The sequence below is a fragment of the Mesorhizobium waitakense genome, assembly GCF_056431085.1.
Window position 1 is genome coordinate 1 of the sequence record NZ_JBWKME010000119.1, and the last position, 19,988, is coordinate 19,988.

13 protein-coding genes and 2 pseudogenes are annotated in these 19,988 nt (G+C 59.8%); 11 read left to right on the forward strand and 4 right to left on the reverse strand.

The features are described from left to right. The 4 genes and pseudogenes from AC07FD_RS25415 to AC07FD_RS25430 form a co-directional block, all read left to right on the forward strand. A partial coding sequence (locus AC07FD_RS25415) for an aldehyde dehydrogenase family protein (RefSeq protein ID WP_478352067.1) occupies window positions 1–439 on the forward strand: 439 nt, incomplete at its 5' end. A gap of 10 nt (window positions 440–449) precedes the next feature. Beyond that, window positions 450–1,682, forward strand: a pseudogene (locus AC07FD_RS25420) (pyridoxal phosphate-dependent aminotransferase). Window positions 1,683–1,718: 36 nt separating this feature from the next. Continuing rightward, window positions 1,719–3,002: an NAD(P)/FAD-dependent oxidoreductase gene (locus AC07FD_RS25425; protein WP_095088794.1), complete on the forward strand. Its 1,284-nt coding sequence runs from the start codon at window positions 1,719–1,721 to the stop codon at window positions 3,000–3,002. A gap of 240 nt (window positions 3,003–3,242) precedes the next feature. Beyond that, a complete protein-coding gene (locus AC07FD_RS25430; protein ID WP_478352068.1) occupies window positions 3,243–3,830 on the forward strand; it encodes a DUF309 domain-containing protein in 588 nt (195 codons plus the stop codon). A gap of 413 nt (window positions 3,831–4,243) precedes the next feature. Here the strand turns inward: AC07FD_RS25430 and AC07FD_RS25435 are convergent, their stop codons facing one another. Together AC07FD_RS25435 and AC07FD_RS25440 are read right to left on the reverse strand one after the other, a co-directional pair. Next, entirely contained in the window at window positions 4,244–4,456 is a 213-nt protein-coding gene (locus AC07FD_RS25435) for a cold-shock protein (RefSeq protein WP_095088798.1), read from the reverse strand. 436 nt (window positions 4,457–4,892) lie between these two features. Further along, complete coding sequence (locus AC07FD_RS25440; protein ID WP_095088800.1) at window positions 4,893–5,120, reverse strand: hypothetical protein; 228 nt, start codon at window positions 5,118–5,120, stop codon at window positions 4,893–4,895. Between the two features lie 115 nt (window positions 5,121–5,235). Between AC07FD_RS25440 and AC07FD_RS25445 the strand changes: the two genes are divergently transcribed. Next, entirely contained in the window at window positions 5,236–5,496 is a 261-nt protein-coding gene (locus tag AC07FD_RS25445) for a hypothetical protein (protein ID WP_478352069.1), read from the forward strand. A 237-nt stretch (window positions 5,497–5,733) separates the two neighbouring features. Here the strand turns inward: AC07FD_RS25445 and AC07FD_RS25450 are convergent, their stop codons facing one another. Further along, window positions 5,734–6,141, reverse strand: a complete 408-nt coding sequence (locus AC07FD_RS25450; protein WP_167392232.1) for a hypothetical protein — start codon at window positions 6,139–6,141, stop codon at window positions 5,734–5,736. Between the two features lie 450 nt (window positions 6,142–6,591). After that, a complete protein-coding gene (locus tag AC07FD_RS25455) occupies window positions 6,592–6,912 on the reverse strand; it encodes a hypothetical protein (protein ID WP_095088810.1) in 321 nt (106 codons plus the stop codon). 765 nt (window positions 6,913–7,677) lie between these two features. Here AC07FD_RS25455 and AC07FD_RS25460 point away from each other — a divergent pair. From AC07FD_RS25460 to AC07FD_RS25485, 6 genes and pseudogenes are all read left to right on the forward strand, one after another. Further along, a complete protein-coding gene (locus AC07FD_RS25460) occupies window positions 7,678–13,641 on the forward strand; it encodes a DUF3320 domain-containing protein (RefSeq protein ID WP_478352070.1) in 5,964 nt (1,987 codons plus the stop codon). Between the two features lie 13 nt (window positions 13,642–13,654). Next, window positions 13,655–14,779, forward strand: a complete 1,125-nt coding sequence (locus AC07FD_RS25465) for a metallophosphoesterase family protein (RefSeq protein WP_095088823.1) — start codon at window positions 13,655–13,657, stop codon at window positions 14,777–14,779. Next, entirely contained in the window at window positions 14,776–17,409 is a 2,634-nt protein-coding gene (locus tag AC07FD_RS25470; RefSeq protein WP_095088828.1) for an AAA family ATPase, read from the forward strand. The genes AC07FD_RS25465 and AC07FD_RS25470 overlap by 4 nt, the downstream gene beginning before the upstream one ends. Window positions 17,410–17,795: 386 nt before the next feature. Continuing rightward, window positions 17,796–17,973 (forward strand): annotated as a pseudogene (locus AC07FD_RS25475) (ISKra4-like element ISMet1 family transposase); the annotation flags it as partial. Window positions 17,974–18,169: 196 nt separating this feature from the next. Continuing rightward, window positions 18,170–18,388: an HAD family hydrolase gene (locus tag AC07FD_RS25480; protein WP_378920658.1), complete on the forward strand. Its 219-nt coding sequence runs from the start codon at window positions 18,170–18,172 to the stop codon at window positions 18,386–18,388. A 210-nt stretch (window positions 18,389–18,598) separates the two neighbouring features. Next, entirely contained in the window at window positions 18,599–19,912 is a 1,314-nt protein-coding gene (locus tag AC07FD_RS25485; RefSeq protein ID WP_378920656.1) for a sigma-54 dependent transcriptional regulator, read from the forward strand. Window positions 19,913–19,988: the final 76 nt, after the last annotated feature.

Genomic DNA, 19,988 nt, shown 5'->3' on the forward strand with positions numbered 1-19,988 from the left:
CGGCGCCCGGGTCGAGAACGGCCATCCGGATGCCTATTACGTGCATCCGGCGCTGGTCGAAATGCAAAGCCAAGTCTCGCCGGTGACGGAAGAGACCTTCGCGCCGATCCTCTATGTGATGAAATATTCCGATTTCGACACCGTGCTCGACGAGCACAATGCAGTCGGCGCCGGCCTGTCGTCGTCGATCTTCACCCGCGACCTGCAGGAATCCGAGCGCTTCCTCGGTGTCGACGGTTCGGATTGCGGCATCACCAATGTCAACATCGGCACCTCCGGTGCCGAGATCGGCGGCGCTTTCGGCGGCGAAAAGGAAACCGGCGGCGGCCGCGAGAGTGGCTCCGACGCATGGAAGGCCTATATGCGCCGCGCCACCAACACGGTGAATTATTCCAAGGCGCTGCCGCTGGCCCAAGGCGTCTCGTTCGACATCGACTGAGGATCAACCAATGACCGTCAGCACAAGGATCGATCAGGCCGGCTTCGTGCCTGCCTCGCGTCTATCGACGATCGGCGTTTCGCCGATCCTGAAGATCGGCGCCCGCGCTCAGGCCTTAAAGCGCGACGGAGCGCCGATGATCATCCTGGGAGCGGGTGAGCCGGATTTCGACACGCCCGACAATGTGAAGCAGGCGGCCTGCAGTGCCATCCAACGCGGCGACACCAAATACACCGCGCTCGATGGCACGCCGGAACTCAAGCGGGCGATCCGGGAAAAATTCCGCCGTGAGAACGGCCTCGACTATGCGGTAGACGAGATCACGGTGGCTGCCGGTGCCAAGCCGATACTGTTCAATGCGATGATGGCGACGGTGAACTGCAGCGATGAGGTCATCATCCCGACGCCGGCATGGACTTCCTATGCCGATATCGTCGCCCTCGCCGAGGGCAGCCCCGTCTTCGTCCCTTGTGAAGCGGAGGCTGGGTTCAGGCTGACGGCAAGTCAGCTCGAGGCAGCGATTACGCCGAGGACAAAATGGCTGCTCCTGAATTCACCCTCCAATCCGTCCGGCGCCGCCTACAGCGAGGCCGACTATCGACCTCTGATCGAGGTGCTCCTGCGGCATCCGCATGTCAGCCTACTGGTGGACGATATGTACGAGCATATCATCTATGACGGTTTTCGTTTCGTCACCCCGGTGGCGCTGGAACCGCGCCTGAAGGCGCGGTCGCTGACCGTAAACGGCGTTTCGAAGGCCTATGCCATGACCGGATGGCGGATCGGCTACGCCGGCGGGTCGCGAGAGCTGGTCAAGGCGATGGCGGTGGTGCAGAGCCAGTCGACCTCCTGCCCGTCATCTGTCAGCCAGGCTGCCGCTGCCGAGGCCCTGTCCGGCCCTTAGCACTTCCTGAAGGAAAGAACCGAGAGTTTTCGTCGCCGCCGCGATCTCACTGTTGACGGATTGAACGCGATCGAAGGCATCGACTGTCGCAATCCGGAGGGGGCCTTCTACACCTTTGCCAGTTGTGCAGACCTGATCGGCAAATCGACGCCAGCCCGCAAGTGGATCGAAACTGACAATGATTTCTGCAACTACCTGCTCGAGGAGGCCAGTGTCGCGGTTGTCCCAGGCGCTGCTTTCGGCCTATCACCTTTCTTCCGCATTTCCTATGCGACATCCGAAGCCGAGTTGAGAGAAGAAATCCTGCGCATCTCCGCAGCATGCTCGCGACTCGCCTAGGCGACCAATCTTAAAAAATGCACTCGGAACCGTTCGATGCTGAATGACCCCCGCTCTCACGGCCTTTGGGAGGCGACCGCGCCGCAGGCTCCTATAACGGCTGCACTCGACCGGCAAATTTCCGCCGATGTGGTTGTCGTCGGTGGTGGGTATACCGGCATGTCATGCGCGCTGCACTTGGCAGAAGCCGGACGCCAGGTCGTCCTGCTGGAAGGCCGCGAGATCGGTTTCGGCGGCGCCGGGCGTAATGTCGGGTTGATCAATGCCGGCCTATGGCTGATGCCGGACGACCTTACCGCCAAGCTCGGGTCCATTCACGGCGAGCGGCTGCTGAGGCTGCTCGGTGAGGGTCCGGCAATGGTCATGGACCTCATCGATAGACATCGCATCGACTGTGAATTGGAACGAAACGGCACGCTCCACTGCGCGGTAGGCCAAGCCGGGTTGATGGAGATTCGGGAGCGCGAGGCACAGTGGCAAAGAAGAGGCGCGCCGGTGGAGGTACTCGACGCCGACGAAACGAAAAAGAGGCTAGGCACCCGGGCCTATGCGGCTTCACTGCTCGATCGACGTGCCGGTACACTCCAGCCGCTCGCATACGCGCGTGGCCTCGCCCAGGCCTGCCTCCGCGCCGGGGCGATAATCTGCACCTCCAGTCCAGTTGTGGCAGCTGGCAAAAAGAACGGTCGATGGACGTTGCGTACCACGAATGGCGCGGTCGAGGCCGAATGGGTGGTGGTCGCCACTGACGCCTACAGCACCGGACCATGGACAAGCGTCCGCAACGAACAGGTACATCTACCTTACTTCAACCTAGCGACCAAGCCGCTCGGGGCCGAGCTGTTACAGTCCATCCTGCCAGGACGAGAAGGCACGTGGGACACCAAAACGATCCTCTCTTCGTTCCGGCTGGATAAAGCGGGGCGGCTGGTGTTCGGCAGCGTCGGCGCGCTACGCAACACGGGCACTGCCATCCACAAGGCTTGGGCGCGCCGTGCCCTGTCGAAACTCTATCCGCAGCTTCGCGATGCGGAGTTCGAGTATGAGTGGTACGGACAGATCGGCATGACCACGGATGCAATGCCGAGATTCCACAAGCACGCCCAAAACGTCATCGGTTTCTCAGGCTACAACGGCCGCGGCATTTCGCCCGGCACGGTGTTCGGTCGAGAGCTGGCACTTCTGATCCTTGGCGAAAAGACCGAGACTGAACTGGCCTTGCCGCAATCTGAACTGCAAGAAATCTCCTCACTTGGCCTCAGGGAAGCGTATTACGAGGTCGGCGCGCAAATCGCCCATCTGACGTCGGCATGGCATTAAAGTACCGGTTCTTGTGGCAAGGGGCCCATGCCCCGCACAGGCATTGAACGTCTCAATTGGCCGAAGAACGAACCCGCGACGTGGGATGGGCGTGCGCGATAAGATCACGAACTGATCGTTGTTCGCAGTGTGCGTCGTTCGGCCGAGGCAGAGCATATGGGGCTTCTTGCTGGCGGCTATTGCTAAGTGTCATTCCTGATGCGTTGGAACTGACGTCAGTTCAGGTCTCGGCCGTGCTATATGTATTTGATGGCTATTGGTTCGATGTTGCGCCCGCGCTGCCTGCCGGAAAGGCGCTTTCCATCCTATGCGTATCTGCCGGGCAAGCAACCGCATCCCGTGCGCGATCCCGCAGGACACAGCTACCACAGCGAAGCCGTGCCGGTCCCTGCAAAAGCGTCGCTTGAGTCAGACATGTTCCTATGGGGTCTCGACCTGTTCAATCACGGCTATTACTGGGAAGCCCATGAGGCTTGGGAAGGTCTTTGGCAGGTCGCGGATCGAGGCGATCCGCTCCGGATGCTCTTCAAGGGATTGATCCTGTTATCGGCGGCCGGCGTGAAGATCCGGGAGGGCAAGCATGCCGCGGCGGTGCGTCATGCCGGGCGTGCCGCTGGACTCCTTCACCTGCTGATGGACACGACGGATCAAACCTTCGCGCGCGCGCTCGGCATGTTGCCCGCAGCGCTTGCCGAACAAGCCAGAGCCGCGGCAGGCATACCCGCAAACCTGCAGGCGACTGCGCTCGGTCAGCCTCAACCCGTGTTTGATTTCATTCTCGGCCAAGGTTCGACAGACGACCTGTCAGAACGTGCCTCCACGAGGTGACCTGACGAATAGAAAGGCCGGACTGTTAAGCCCGGCCAAGTATGAAGGTTCAAAACCTCCAGAGGGGAACGCGTCGGACGCGATGGGAGGAGGCATCCGATGCGATGTGCATATGGGTCAGCTACGGTGACGTTTCAACGACACGGCGGTGGACCACCGTGGCCGCGCTGTAGAGCCAAGCAAGCAATAAGCTCGGGCGTACCGGCCTGCCCAGTCTCGCCGGATCGCCATCAGCATCCTATAATCCATCCCATATCCAAAAGGCGGGAAGATATCCCGCCTTTTATTGCCAAACAAACTGATTTCACATGATCGTTTGAAGACTTGCAGCAATCCGCTGCCCCGGCCCTCGGATCTATCATCCTTCGTGCGCTCTTGGCGCAGCCGCCAGTACATCCGTGACTACGAGAAAATTAGCCTGCTTTGCTCAGATTGCCGGCAGAGGACTTGCCGGTGCGGCGGTCCTGCTCGATCTCAAAATTGATCTTCTGGCCATCGACGAGGGTGCCGAGACCCGCGCGCTCCACAGCGGAGATGTGGACGAAAACGTCCTGACCACCATTGTCGGGCTGAATGAATCCAAAACCCTTGGTGCTATTGAACCACTTCACGGTTCCAGTCGCCATATGCGTATTCCTTATGTCAGTTGCTCAGTCGGGCTGCGAAGCCAAACCAGTTCATATCAAAATTTTGGAGAAAGACACAGCAAGGACGATGTATCTGTACCGGGCTGTAGGTCTCGGGCAGCAGATTCCGCCTGGCTTCGGCCGCCCGCGCCGCGTGAAGGTCGAGAGCCTTGCCGGAACCTAGGCTTCGGAAGACATTGCCTGGACGCCCGGTACATTCGTCAGGCCGATCTTCTCAGCGACATGCTCATCGCTCACTTTGGGATTTCTAGGTGGCGCATGTCTGAAAGCGGTCATCAGTGATGCCAAGAGAGGCTTCTCGCAGCGACGATTGAATGCGCGGCCAAGCGAGTCCGGTGGGCGACTGTCGACTTCGCCCTTCGCGTCAAGACAAGCAGTAAGCAGCTGCGTTACGAGCCACTGTGGACTTATTTATTCAGCCTACCCGCCGCAAATCCTGCTGTCGCGCCCTGGCTGCTATGAGCAAGCAGGTTTCGTCGCTAAGTCCGGTCTGGAAACGGCGCACCAGGTCAGAGGCAACATTCTCAGCTTCTGGTGATCCCGGCTGGATATCTCTCTCTTGGCAAAGCTGGTCGAAAACCGATTTCAGGCTTTCCAAGTCACTTGGATAGAGGGCTGGGTCAAGGTTGAGACGATCAATCATCTGGGCCTCCCGTGGGCTGAGATCTTGAACGACACAAAGGGGGGCGGAAAGACCGCCGACAGGACAACATGACTCCGCTGAAAGCGCTTGTCATCTAGAAAGCTGCGTATAGCTAGTGCCCGTCCACGCCTCCTGCGCCGCTGAACTCTGGAGCATCATCAAGGCGGACTGGGGCTTGATGCGGGGCATGTTTTGCGCCAACGCGGAGCTGCGATTCAACTTCGACAAGACCGTGTTCGACGACATGTTGCGGGTCATCAAGGAAACCCGGAACGAGCTCTTCCATAGCAAACCCATCAAGGACCGTAAGAAGGTCGTCGAGGCTTGTGAGCGCATGCGCTTCAGTTCCATCTCGGCGACTATGACGCCGAACTAGGCGCCGCCCAATGCTTGCAGATTTCGCCGACAGTCAACCGCGCGCAGCGACACGTCATCCCAGCTCGATAGATTTTTCTCTCACGACATGGTGTGTGACGACCCGGAGCCGAAGGTCGTCACGAGGATCGTCGAACGCAAATCCGATTCCCCCCGTTCGCTGTTCGACTGCATGCCGGAACCCGTGGCGACGGAGGTCTGGGAGACTCAGCGGGACGTTGCGCTGTATCTCGAGCGGCTAGCGGTGGCGGGTCAGGATTGCCGGACCCGCCTCGCTAAAGTCAGGAAGCTGCTGGCTGACCGCTAAGGTCGTCAGGCGGCGCTCCTGTTCGGCGGCGAGGAGGGCCGCCAGGTCGGCGAGTGCGGCATCGGTCACGTGCCGGACCAGAAGCTCGGTCGCCAGCGGCTCGGCAAGAACGGTCTCTCTGGTCTGTCCGGGAATCCGGAAAGGCGTGCCTGAACTGAAAACTTGGTCGTCGAGGATCTTTCTCGATCCGGACGAACGGACCGCGCCAAGCATGCTTTCGACCATGAACGCGGTCGCTTCCCCAGCGAGCTGGCGGAGTCCGTGATGCTCGGCATCTTCCTGACCGAAGCGCTCGACCATCTCGCCGGACAGCGCTGTTACGGGCTTCTCGCCATTCATGATGCGGCGCCGCATCTCCGAGAGGATCTGCGATTCCTCGGCGAGGGCCAGGAGCGCATTCCCATTCTTTAACTTCGCAGCCCTGCTGCGGATTCGTTTCGGCCATTCGGTTGACATGTCGCTTGCCTATCTGACATCACAGCAGTGATGTCTCTTATTGGAATGGGCAGCGACATACGATACCCGGGGTGACGTGTAAACAGTCCTCTCTGTTAGACATGTCTCTGAGCGCATTGCCCTTCCTGGTCGCCGCCCCAGTGTCGGATACCGAACGACTGCTTCTGCGCTTCTTCCTCGGGCGCCCCTTCCAAGACCCAGCCCTCTGAGAGTTTGCCGCGTACCGCGAAACCCGGGACCCGTTGCTCTTTGGCCCGTCATCACCGATGTACCATCTCACGGCGTTAGGCCACTTCTTCGGACTCGGCCGTTCCCCAGTTATCGGGATCGCGGTTATGCCGAGGCCGCCGTGCGCGGTAGGAACTGGCTTATGCAGCATTGAGATATTGTCCTCTCGTGCAGTTCGCGGGCGCGCTGGACCATCTGCGCCGTCGGCTGGATGCGCCAACCGGCATGTTCGTGTCCGACGCGTTCTGCGAGATACTCGTCGACGTCGGCGATCTGCATAGCGTCGACTTTCGTCAGCAGCCTCCATGCCCGGAACCGAAGCCTGTCGACACGCAGCTCGTCGTCGTCCGAAAGCTGCGTCGTCCGATGCGCGGCGTTGTCATTGGCATGGCGACCCCACAATGCCAGGCGGCGCGCCGCAGCCACGTCGTCTCAAGCAGCAATTCCACGCCAGCTCCGAACACTAGCCACAGATGCTCGGCACGAGGCAGGAAAGCCGGGAAGCCCCGGTCCCTGCGGTCGACCTCGGCCTCAGTTGGGAAGCCGCGCAGCCTGTCGAGCTTGTCAGCAGAGATCACGTGGGCACCGCGTGTCTCCGGATCGAATCCGTACTGGCACGACATCTGTCTCGTGCCGCCGATCTCGCCGGTTATGCGATGGGAATCCCATTCCGACTTCTTCAGGATGTCGCGGGACGCTGCAAAGGCGGCAGAACTCGCAGTCAAACAGGCGACTTCAACCCTCAAGCCTTGAACTGAGGGACCGGCCGCTCTCGGGTTGAGCTGCTGTCGCGTTGGGCGACTGGAAGGAGGCGCAAAGCTGTCATGCGCGGCTTCACCTGCGATTGTTTGCTTCGAGCCAAAAGGGGCGAACACCTGTGGTCCTGAAAGGAGCCGGACCAAGGCCCACCAGTTGCGTTGTCCGGACGAACGGGCGCAGTCCGGCCTCAAACGAACGACCAGCGCGGCTCAACGAAACGTGAAGCACGAGCAGCTGCCTCACCACGCAATAGCGTGCTGTCCCGGCAGCAAGGATCACAATTCCTGCAGCGGTCGAAAACTGTCGAACTGACCAAGGCGGTTCGAATTTCAGGGATTTATGCTGCTGAAGAACTAAGCGGCGACAATAGCGAGAATTTACTTTCAAATTCTGGCCGCAAAGTTCTATCGTAAATGAAAAAGGGGATAGGGCATGGAAACGAGTTCAGACACTGGCGATGCCGCCGGTATATCAGCCGCGCCCGTAATAGAAGTCGTGGCGGACATCGCCGCCAGCTTTACATATGCGTCCTTCCAAAATGCTATTCCGGTGATCCGGTCTATCGCGCTCAACAACCCGACCCAGCAGGGTTTCGAAAAATGCACTCTCGACCTGACATCGAACCCACCATTTTTGCGCGCCAAGAGTTGGACGATTGATCGGATTGTTGCCGGCGACCGGCTTCCCTTAAGCGACCGAAAAATCGATCTCGACGCCAGCTATCTGGCCGGTCTCAATGAGGCTGAGCGCGGGGAGATAACGCTGCGGCTCACCTCAGGAGGCGCAGTGCTGGCCGAGCAGCGTATTGCTGTGCGCCTGCTTGCTCGCGACGAATGGGGTGGCGTCATCGATATGGCGCAATTGCTACCTGCATTCGTCATGCCGAACGACCCGGCGATCGCAGGATTGCTACGTTCCGCAGCGGAGCGGCTCGCAGCGCATGGTCATGCCTCCAGCCTCGATGGCTATCAAAGCGGCAATCCGCAACGCGCATTCATGCTGGCGGCCGCAATTTATTCGGCCGTTGCCGGTCTATCCCTGCATTATGCAGAGCCTCCTGCAAGCTTCGAAAGCCGAGGCCAAAAAATTCGACGTCCCTCAACAATTACGGCGGAGAGGCTGGCTACCTGTCTCGATGCCAGTCTGTTGTTCGCCTCTGCCCTGGAGGCGACGGGCCTGCATGCAGTCGTCCTTATGTTCCAGGGCCACGCTGCCGTCGGCGCCTGGATAACACAAAAGACGCTCGCCAACGCCATCGAGACCGATGCCATGGAGATACGCAAGGCGCTGGCATCGCGCGAACTGATCGTGTTTGAGACGACCGGTGTAACGCATCGGCCGGCGATGACGCTGGAGGCTGCGCAACGAGCAATCGAACAACGGCTCGACGAAACGCAGGTAGGCACCTTTGTCGCCGCCATCGATATCCGCCGCTCGCGTAGCGGCGGCATTACTCCGCTTGCCTCGCACGAACCGATGCGTCGCAGCGTGGATACCGAAGTGGCAACCGAAATCGCGCTGCCGCTGCCAGCGGCACCGGCCGTGACAGCCCTGCCTGCCGACATCGTCGAGGTGAAGCCGACGACAGCTGCCGGGCGGATCGACCGCTGGCAGAAAAAGCTCCTTGATTTGACACTGCGGAACCGCCTGCTCAATTTTCCGGACTCCAAGAAGACAATTCCGTTTCTTTGTACCGACGTCGGCTATCTAGAGGATCGCCTGATGGCAGGCGCTTCGATCAGGCTCATATCGCTGCCCGAACAGAATCCATTGGGCGAGCGTGATGCTGCCCTCTATCGCGAAGTCCATGGACGTGACCTGCAGCGCGGTTTTGCAGCAGAAGCGCTCCTGCGCGACGAGCTCCCATCGACGCTCGATGGACACCAATTGGAATCCCGACTGATCGATCTTTACCGCCAAGTTCGCAACGACTTTGCCGAGGGCGGCGCGAATACGCTTTTCCTGGCGGTCGGCTTCCTGCGCTGGAAGAAAAAGCCGGAGGACGAGCGCAGCTATCGCGCGCCATTGTTGCTCGTGCCGGTCAAAATCGAGCGCCGCAGCGCAACATCGCGTTTTACCTTGCGCTTTCATGAAGATGAGCCGCGGTTCAACGCAACCTTGTTGCAGTTTCTTGAGCGCGACTTCGAGCTCAAACTGCCTCAGTTCTCCGGGGAGCTGCCCGAAGACGAAAGCGGCGTTGATGTGCCCCGTCTGCTAAGTCTTATGCGTCAGGCAGTGCGCGACGTCCCCGGTATGGAGGTAGTGGACGAGACGGCGCTCTCAACCTTCTCCTTCGCCAAATTCCTGATGTGGAAAGATCTGGTCGAGCGTACCGATGCTCTGCGCGAAAACCGCGTAGTACGCCACCTGATCGATACGCCGGAGATAGCGTTCGAGGGCAGTGGCGCATCATTCCGGGACGAGCGCGAACTCGACCGGCACTATGCCCCGTCCGATATCGTTTCGCTGCTGCCGGCCGACTCTTCACAGACCGCGGCAAGCCTTGCCGCCGCTGAGGGCCGCGACTTTGTCATCATCGGTCCTCCCGGCACTGGCAAGAGCCAGACCATCGCCAACATGATTGCCAACTGTCTTTCAGTTGGCAAAACTGTGCTGTTTGTGGCCGAGAAGACGGCGGCGCTCGATGTGGTGTATCGCCGCCTGCGCGAACATGGCCTGGGCGCGCATTGTCTCGAACTCCATTCCAGTAAGGCGGACCGACGCAACTTTCTCAACCAGCTCAGGATCAGCTGGGAAAGCGGCGTGCGCGTGGACGCCGCGGAGTGGATTGCGATCAATGAGCGGCTTCGCGTCCGTCGCGACGAACTGAATACCTATGTCGAAGCGCTGCATCGGCGCCATATCAATGGTCTCACGCCCTATCTGGCGCTTGGCATCGCTCTCAAGAACAAGCAACGGCATGCTCCGGGATTGTCGTGGCCTTCGCGCGATGGCCATGACGAGGCAAGCCGGCTGGCGCTGGAGCGTATTGCCGCCGAAACAGGTCTCGCATTTCAGTCAGTGGAGATGCGACCGGTCTTGCGTCTCATAGATGTCACCGAGTGGACGTCGGGCTTGCAGGATAACTTGCTCGAAGGGGCAAAGACCCTCAAGAGTGCGTCCGAGGTTCTAGCCACCGCACTCGACGCCTTCCTGGTGAGCATCGGCCTGCGCGCCAAAGGCGATGCGTCAACAGCAGAGCTCGAAGCGCTGCGAAAACTAGCAGGGGCACTCCAGGACAGTGCCGGCTATGACCTCAGCATTGTCTTTGATCGAGATTTCGCCCAGTTGCGGGGAGCCCTCGCGAGTCTCGATGATGCAATCAGGGACTATCGCAAGTCTCGCAAGGACCTGTCGGCACACTATGACGAGGCTGCTGTTGCGCGCATACGAATAGAGAACATAGAGCAGCAATGGCAACAGGCTGCTTCTGCCTTTTGGCCAAACAGTCAGTTGGGCAAACGCAAAGTCCAGAAGCTGCTTCAAGGCTATGTCACAGAGGGCGGGGCCGATCCTCAGCGGGACTTGCCACTGCTGCGCGTGATGCAGGACAGCCGCGCCACTGTCGAAGCCAACATCCTATCTGGCAAGCCGGTCGGATTTGCTGCACTTAATACCGACACCCGTAGTATCGATCAGATACTCTCGATCGCCGAAAGGCTTCGACAGACGCTACGCCTGCCCGGCCTCGGCACGGAGGATCTCAGAGCGCTCCTCCAAGCAACCGCCCCGAGCCTGCGAAGCGGTGCAGCAGATAGTACGATGCGCCATGGGGCAGCTCGCTTCCTTGCGGCTGCTACAGCATTCGAGGCTGCGAGGACCCAATTTGCGATCCCTGCTGGAAAGACGCCTTCGTGGGCAGGACATGATAACCCGCTGACCGAAATGACGACCGCGATGGGAGATTTGCTCAATGCCCGTCATCTTCTGCGGGACTGGACTTCGTGGTGCGGCATACGTCGCAGAGCTGTCAGTCAGAATCTGGGAGCGTTGGTCGACGATATCGAGGCGGGTCTAGTGCGACCAACCGAAGCTCAATCCGCGTTCCGCCTAGGCTACGTGCGCTGGTGGCTGCCGGCCACGCTGGATGCCGATCCGGTGCTGCGAGAGTTCCGGCGCTTCCAGCACGAGCATGCCATCGACGATTTCCGGGAAATCGACGATCTTGTCCGTGCTCAAGCAAGCCTTCGCGTCATCAGCGCCATCGCTCATGGTTTGCCGGCTGTGCAAAGCGTCCCTCGCAATTCCGAGTTGGGCCTGTTGCGCCATCAGATGGAATTGCAGCGGCCCAGCAGGACAATCCGCGAGATGATCGGTGCTATGCCGTCGAGCTTTGCCAAGCTCGCGCCCTGCATGCTGATGTCGCCTCTTTCAATCGCTCAATACCTACCTCCCGACCAGTCGTTGTTCGACGTAGTCATTTTCGACGAAGCATCGCAGATCACCACCTGGGACGCCGTCGGTGCCATCGCGCGGGCCCATCAAACCATAATCGTAGGCGATCCCAAGCAGTTGCCGCCCACCAATTTCTTTGGCCGCAACGAGGAGAACGAGGAAGTCGTCGAGCACGAAAAGGATCTTGAGAGCATTCTCGACGAAGCCAAAGCGGCCGGCATCCCGGTGCGTGATCTGCGCTGGCATTACCGCAGCCGCAGTGAGTCGCTGATCGCCTTCTCCAACCATCACTACTATCAGAATAGGCTCATCACCTTCCCTTCCCCAACGGTGGAAGATCGGGCAGTGCAGCTGCGAAAAATCACGACCGGCATCTACGACCGAGGAAAAAGTCGCACCAACCGCATCGAAGCCCAGGCGGTCACCGACGAGGCGGTCAGCAGGATGCGGCGTTGGCTGGCCCTTCCGGAAAAGGACCGACCCACGCTCGGAGTCATCACCTTCAACGCGCAACAGCAGTCGCTCATCCTCGACTTTTTCGACAAGGCGCGACAGATGGAGCCGGAGCTTGAATGGTTCTTTGCCGACGATCGTATTGAACCCGCCATCGTCAAGAACCTGGAAAATGTCCAGGGCGACGAGCGTGACATAATCCTGTTTTCGATCACTTTCTCGCAAGATAACGCCGGCAAGCGCTCCATGGATTTCGGCGCGCTAAATCGGGACGGCGGCGAACGCCGGCTGAACGTCGCGGTGACGCGTGCGCGGCAGGAATTGATAGTATTTTCAGGTTTTACCGCCGACCAGATCGACCCCAACCGGACAAAGGCAATCGGTGTACAGCATCTCAAAACCTTCCTCGATTTTGCCGAGCGCGGCGCCGTGGCATTGCCAGCGCAGGAACGCGGACCGGTCGGGGCTTTGGAATCCCCTTTCGAGGAGGCTGTAGCCGCCGAGCTTGAGAAGCGCGGATGGACCATCGTTCCACAAGTTGGCATTTCTGGCTTTCGAGTGGATATAGGGATCCGGCATCCCGATCTTGCCGGAGCCTATCTGGCTGGGGTCGAGTGTGACGGCGCTGCCTATCACAGTTCTGCCACGGCGCGAGATCGAGACAAGGTCCGAGAGCAGGTCCTGCGAGGCCTCGGGTGGAACATTGTCCGGGTATGGTCAACCGATTGGTGGTTTGATCTCGAAGGTTGCACCGAGAGGCTTCATGCCAGCCTGGCCGCGCTGCTCGAGGAAAGCCGTCGCAAGCAAGCTGAACAACAGGAAGGTGAAGCGGTGATCCAATGGGACATGGGACATAAGGTCGACCCCATAGACCCATTGCCAGCCGAAGAGTTTGCATCGATCGGCGAACCTGCAAGCTTGTCGATAAAATCAGAGCCAGAGCTTGTCGCCGCTCCCGTCGCGACGGTAGAGCACCCATCAGCATCTGGAGCAATTTTGCCTGCTGCCGCGAATTCGACGCATGATTCCATACCGACGGACGACCGTTATCGCCTCACAGACCTATCAGCATTCGCTACCAGCCCGGATCATTTTTACGACTTCGCCTACCGAGGCACTTTGCGGACCATGGTCGACGCAGTGATCGAACAGGAAGGCCCGCTGCGAGAAGACGTCCTTGCGCAGCGCATCGCACGGGCGCATGGCTGGCTCAGAACGGGCAACAAGATTCGGGAGCGGATCGACCTGCATCTGCGCGATTTTGATAGAACTGAAGAATCCAGCGGCAGCTTCCTATGGAAGAAGGGGACGGTGGTCGATCTGTTTGATTATCGCATGCCGTTTGACGCCTATGCCCGCCGGTCCATTGCCGACATTCCAATGGCCGAGCTAGCCGCTGTCGTCGTCGCGAACAAAGACATTCTGGAACAGTCGGATCCCGCTCTCGACCTTGCACGTATGCTCGGCGTCGAGCGACTTGCGGCGATATCACGCTCCCGGCTGGATGAGGCCATCGATCGCGCCCGGCACTACCTGGCACAGACATAGTCTCGGAGACTCCATGTTTCGTTTCATCCACAGCTCCGATCTTCATATCGGCAAGCGGTTCGGCAACATGCCGGAGGATCTGCGCGGGCGGCTCCGTGAAGCGCGCCATAGCGCGATCAGCCGGCTGGCAGAACAGGCACGGGTCCATGGTGCATCCACCATATTGCTGGCCGGCGATACGTTCGACACCGAAACGCCTACACCAGCGATGTTGCGGCAGGCCCTTGCCGAGATGAGCCGGAGCGCGCCCTTGCGCTGGATATTGCTCCCTGGCAACCACGATTCACTGTTAGCTGATCAATTGTGGAGCGCTGCGGGCAGCGTTGTGCCGGACAATGTCATACTGGCCACCCGGCCCGAAATCCTGACCATTGCTGCGGACGTGGCGCTGCTGCCCGCACCGTGCACGACCCGCAGACCCGGTCGCGACCTTACCGAGTGGATGAACAACGCCGCGACACCGCAAGGCGCCATCCGGGTCGGACTTGCTCATGGCGCCATTCAGAACTTTTCAGAAGATTCAGTAGCGTCCGACGTCATTGCACCAGATCGCGCGACCAAGGCCGGCCTCGATTATCTGGCACTTGGCGACTGGCACGGGCCCGTCACCATCAATGAGCGCAGCCGCTACAGCGGTGCGCCCGAACCTGACCGTTTCAAGCATGATACACCCGGTCAGGCCCTTGTCGTTTCCATTGCCGGGCCTGGCGCCCTGCCCGAGATCGTGGCCGTCGAAACAGCCAGCTTTTCCTGGAAAACCGCTCCACTGCATTTGCTGTCTGGCGATGACAGCGCGGCGGCATTCGAAGCGTTGCTACCACCGGCAGACTTGCGGCGTCAGACCTTGCTGCGAATTGCCGCGTCTGGCCGGGTACGGGTAAGCGGACGAACCGCCCTCGAAGCCGCGGTCGCGGCAGTCGCGCCGGACTACGCCTATCTGGAGCTGCAAGGGGACGGCCTGGCGACCGACTGCGAAAGCGGCGATTTGGATCGGATCGGTCGCTCCGGCGCCCTTCGCGAGGCAGCGCAGGCACTGTTGGATGAAAGCACCGACGAAAGGCGGTCGACTGTCGAACGCGACATTTCACGACAAGCACTGGTTCGGCTGTTTAGCTATTGCGAGGCGATGGGATCATGAAACTTACAGCCCTTCGGCTGCACAACGTCAAACGGTTCGCTGGGCAAGGCGTCGCCATCGAGAACATAGGCGACGGCGTCAACGTGCTTTGCGCGGTCAATGAATTCGGCAAATCAACTTTCTTCGAAGCACTCCATGCACTCTTTTTCCAGCCTCATACGGGGACGCCCGAAGGCGTAAGACTGCTACGGCCTTATAGTGGTGGCAATCCGGTGGTGGAGGCCGACATCACCACTTCAGAAGGACGCTATCGGCTTACCAAGCAGTTTTATGGTGGCAAGCTGGCCAGCGTTACCGACCTCGAGCGGAGCCGACTGTTGGCTCAAGCGGATGAGGCCGAAGCGTTTATTGGCAATCTAATCCATGGCGGAACCGCAGGACCGGCAGGATTGCTCTGGGTTCGCCAAGGAGTCACCGGCATCGAAAGGCGAAGCAAAAGCGAGGAGGATGGCGACAAACGCGTGCGCGAAAGCCTACTATCCTCGGTTCAGGGGGAAGTTGAAGCCCTGACCGGCGGGCGACGCATGGCGGAAATCGCCGCCGCATGCGAAGAAGAACTCTATAGCCTGGTTACGTCAACGCTGCGTCCCAAGAGCGGCGGTCTCTATGCGGCGGCGCTCGATGAGCGTGACAAACTGCTGAAAAAAGAACTGCGCCTCAGCGCCGAAGTTGCAGGTCTGCGCGATGCGCTCGACAAGCGGCGCATGGCGTTGGCGCGTCTGTCTGAGCTTGAAAACCCTGAAGAAGGCGCTACCCGGCGGGAGGGTATCTCGGCCGCCGAAGCCGCGGTCGAGGCTGCCAAATCGCATAGCGAAGCCCTGAAGGCTGCTGAAGCGGAAGCTGCCCTGGCCGCAATTCACCACGACGCGGCGAAGCAGGCCCTCGATAGTTTTCGGACCGCGCTCAAACGAGCCGCGGATTTGCGCGAGCAGTCGACAATTGCGCAGCTTCGCCGCAGTGAGGTTCTCGATCGGCGCGCTTCTGCCATAGTCGAAAACGAACAAGTGATGGCAGAAGTTCAAGTAGCCGAACAGGAAGAGCGCGAAGCTCGCGAACTGCTCGCGCGGCTGGATGCGACCCTCTTGGCGCGCGACGCAGCCGAACAACTGGCAAGCCTACACAACCGGCTGAAACAAGCCGAAGTCGCCAGAACCCAGATCGAAGATGGAGAGGCAGCGCTGGCGATGCTGGCGGTGCCGGAACAGGCTGTCGAGCAGCTCCAAGCGCTCGAAATCGACATTGCGGGCCTTCGTGCAGCTCAACTGGGAACCCTGCCGACGCTACGCATGGAATATCGGGACGGCGCCGCCGATTTGGTGACCATCGATGCCAAGCCTTTGCTCCATGCAGTAGACCAAAGCTTTGCTGGCACCGTGCGCATAGACATTGCCGGCATCGGAGCTTTGACCCTGCGCTCAATTCGGCCCCAGCAAGCCAACCGGACCATCGAAGAAGCCGAAGCGAAGCACCACAGCCTGCTTGCGTCCCTTGGCGTCGACAGCCTCATGACGGCACGCCAGCGCCTGGTTGAAGCGCGCGACAAGGCTGCCGAACTGGGCTTGGCGCGTCAGCGGCTCGGCGATCTCGCGCCCAAGGGAATACAGCAATTGCACGAGGAGCTTGCCCGACTGAGTGCCCTCGCGGCCGGGAACCTCGAACTTATAGTCGATTCGCGACAGATCCGGCAAAATCATGCAGCAGCCCAGCAGCGTGTGGCGACAACACGCAACAACGTGCGCGAGGCCCTGCCCCTGCGCAGCCACGCCGACGAGGCTGTCATGGCCGCCGAGACTGCTTACCTGACCATCCAGGCGGAACTGACCAGCCTCGAGGTCATATTGGGACCTGACGCAGCGCGCCAGGAAAAGGAGCGCTTGCTCCTTACCGAGGCCACCGCACGACAAACTCTGCGCGAAGCGGCTGAGATGCGCGCTGCGCCGCTGCGCGACGGCGCTCACGATCTCACCAGCGCCGAAGCTGTCCTGCGCCGTGCCCGCTCGGTCCAGGATGCCGCCACGCAGGAAGCAAGTCAGTTGCGTGTAACTCTAGCCGATCTCAATGGCCATATTCGCACCCGGTCCGACGACGCGGTGGAAGAAGCTTGGCGCGAGGCCAGAGAAAAATTGGAAGTCGCTGAAGAGCGAGTGGGACGCTTCGAAATCGAAAAGGCCGTCCTCGACCGGCTGCGTACAACGCTGGTCGCTGCGCGCTCGGCGGCACGCGATCTATATCTCACGCCGGTCATGTCCGAGCTGCGGCCGCTGCTCAGACTGTTATTCGACGACATCTCCATAGTGTTCGATGAGAATACACTGTTGCCGCAGACCGTTCGTCGCAATGGTCAGGACGAGGATGTCGAGAGGTTGAGTGGCGGCATGCGAGAACAGCTTTCGGTTCTGACCCGGCTGGCCTTCGCCCGTCTGCTCGCCCGCGACGGGCGACCCACACCGGTTATCCTCGATGACGCGTTGGTCTATTCCGATGACGATCGCATTGAGCGCATGTTCGACGCTTTGCATCGTCAATCACGCGATCAGCAGATTCTCGTTTTCTCCTGTCGCCAACGCGCGTTCGCAAAACTCGGCGGAAACATTTTGCAGATGAGCGACTGGCAACCAGGTAAGTCATAAGCGGAGACGAGATGGCTCTGTCCGAAATTTGTATATATGTTTCGGACAGGCGTGATCTCGGACGGCGCCGAAATCCTGAAGCGGCTGCCCCGCGCCATGCCGAAGCCGACAGCCCACATCATCGACTGGTTCCACATTGCCATAAAGATCCAGCCCATGCAGCAGATCGCCGATCACATCGTTCCCAGTCCGACCCTTTTGAAGTGCTTCCAACCATCGACAAGGACATCAAAGCCGTGAAGTGGCGTCTCTGGCACGGGCGGGTCGATGGCGCGATCCGCGACCTGGAGCAACTCCTGGCGAGACTGAAAGACTCGCAAAGGGACGGCGAGTTCTCGATTGCACGGCTTTTTAGCCTCGCCTCGCAGCTCCTGACCTATGTCCATTCAAATCGCGGCGCGATCGTCAACTATGGAAAGCGCTATCGGGCTGGGCTTCGCGTTGCCTCCGCTCTGGCCGAGTCGGCGGTGAATTCACTCGTCAGCAAGCGGATGGTCAAAAAGCAGCAGATGCGCAGGTCCTCCCACGGGGCCCACATGCTCATGCAGGTCCGGACGGCGGAGATCAATGGCGAACTTCGCGATCGGCTGCGGGCACCCTTCCGACAGCCAGAGCCAAACGTGCCCCCCACTATTCAAGCCCAACCCCCCCTTCTGCGCGCCGCGTAACCCCAGAGAAATTGCCGGTCTCTCGTCGCAAATGCGGCATTGGTACCCAAGCCCGCGCCTGACATGCTCTTGTACGCACTCGCCGGCTTGGCGTGGAGCCCCGCGATGCCGTCATGGTGGGCGACAGCGCCATCGACATCGATGCAGCGCACAACGCTAGCCTGCCGGTCGTCTTCCTTCTCAACGGCTATATGAGAAGCCCCAACGAGGCCGCCGAAGCCGATCTGACTATCGCCGATCTCGGCGATCTTGCAGCCGCCATTGAAGCGATCTGGGCAGTCGGCCGACCTCGCTTTTCGAAAAGCACTTGACGCCTGATGGCCTAAACTCGCGATTGATGTCTATGTGTCCCGCTGCTAACAAGATACGCAGAGTGGAAACCATCTTTCATGGATCAGCCAGGCACGATCGTCATTCTAGCACGACCCGGAAGCGAATGGAGGTCGCCATGCGAGGTGCTTTCGGAGCGCTATGCCTATCGGGTTGTCCTTGCAAGTTCCCCTGCCGAGGCGCTTACGGCGATGAGCAGTATCCAGGTTGACTTGGCGATTGCGGAAGACGGTGGTGACGACACGAGCGGGCTTGACTTTCTAACCCAGCTGCGCGTCTCTCATCCTGACATTGTGCGCGTGTACGTAACCCCAGATTCGCACCGCGTGTCCATGCAGGCGCTGGCGCGAGCGGCGATCTACCAATTCCTTCTCACTCCACTCGACGCCGTGCAGCTTGGTCTGGTCGTAGAGCGAGCACTGGAGACTCGCGAACTGGCTCGCCGCCATCGGATTCTCGCGCGCGAGTTCAAGATCTCTGGTGCCTCGCTCATCTTCGGCGAGCGCAAAGGCTCGCCCTTTCGGCCGGAAAGCCAACGCTTCGAGAAGCTTGTCTATGTCAGTGAGAAAATGGCTGAGATGTGCGACCTGGCACGCCAAGCCGCCACCACGGAACTGCCGATCCTCATTCAAGGCGAAACCGGCACTGGAAAGGAATTGCTTGCGCGCGCTGTCCATTACAATTCGACGCGACGAACCAGTCCGCTGCTTGTGCAAAATTGCGGCGGAATGTCGGACGAATTGTTGCAGTCTGAGCTGTTCGGCCACAAGCGCGGCGCATTTACCGGAGCAATCTCTGATCGTCTCGGACTGTTTCGCGCTGCCGATGGGGGCACGGTGTTCCTTGATGAGATTTCGGAAGTGTCACCTTCGTTCCAGGTCAGCTTGCTGCGCTTCCTTCAGGAAGGAGAAGTCAAGCCGCTGGGTGCAGATAAGGTCCTTCATTGCAACGTTCGCGTCATCGCGGCTTCAAACCGTCCGCTTCATGATTTGGTCGCGCGAGGCGAATTTCGACAGGATCTCTATTTTCGACTGAAAGGTTTTGAGTTCGAAGTGCCGGCGCTGCGTGAGCGGCCCGATGACATCGCGCCGCTCGCGGAATTTTTCGCTGCCAAGCACGCGGACGCACTCAGCCGAAAAATCCTTGGCATCAGCGCCAGCGTCATCGACAAACTCTCCAATGGAGAGTTTCCCGGCAATGTGCGCGAACTCGAGAATGAAATCCGTCGTATGGTGGCGCTGGCAAAGGACGGCGAGTATCTAACGACTCGAAATATGTCGCCTGCATTGCTGAACGCCGCGCCGCGTCCCAAAGGGGATGGGGCAAGCATCTTCCAGCCGGAAGGTGTGACGCTAAAGGATCAGGTCGAAAGCCTCGAAAAGCAAATTGTCCGCCGGGCGCTCACACGTCACCACTGGAACCAAAGCCGTGCTGCCGATGAGCTCGGCCTGTCACGCGTCGGTCTTGCCAACAAGATTAAGCGATATAATCTTAACCACAATTAGCCCGGAAAATTGGGGGTTGGCGGATGTGGTGCAAGCCGTTGAAATGACGTAGGATTTGGTTGCTTAAGCCGATCCG

What these genes read in the sequence shown, in the direction of transcription:
- AC07FD_RS25425 (WP_095088794.1), top strand. Translation starts at nt 1,719, where the DNA reads ATGCTGAATGACCCCCGCTCTCACGGCCTTTGGGAGGCGACCGCGCCG.
- AC07FD_RS25430 (WP_478352068.1), top strand. Translation starts at nt 3,243, where the DNA reads ATGTATTTGATGGCTATTGGTTCGATGTTGCGCCCGCGCTGCCTGCCG.
- AC07FD_RS25435 (WP_095088798.1), bottom strand. Translation starts at nt 4,456, where the DNA reads ATGGCGACTGGAACCGTGAAGTGGTTCAATAGCACCAAGGGTTTTGGA.
- AC07FD_RS25440 (WP_095088800.1), bottom strand. Translation starts at nt 5,120, where the DNA reads ATGATTGATCGTCTCAACCTTGACCCAGCCCTCTATCCAAGTGACTTG.
- AC07FD_RS25450 (WP_167392232.1), bottom strand. Translation starts at nt 6,141, where the DNA reads ATGAATGGCGAGAAGCCCGTAACAGCGCTGTCCGGCGAGATGGTCGAG.
- AC07FD_RS25460 (WP_478352070.1), top strand. Translation starts at nt 7,678, where the DNA reads ATGGAAACGAGTTCAGACACTGGCGATGCCGCCGGTATATCAGCCGCG.
- AC07FD_RS25465 (WP_095088823.1), top strand. Translation starts at nt 13,655, where the DNA reads ATGTTTCGTTTCATCCACAGCTCCGATCTTCATATCGGCAAGCGGTTC.
- AC07FD_RS25470 (WP_095088828.1), top strand. Translation starts at nt 14,776, where the DNA reads ATGAAACTTACAGCCCTTCGGCTGCACAACGTCAAACGGTTCGCTGGG.
- AC07FD_RS25485 (WP_378920656.1), top strand. Translation starts at nt 18,599, where the DNA reads ATGAGCAGTATCCAGGTTGACTTGGCGATTGCGGAAGACGGTGGTGAC.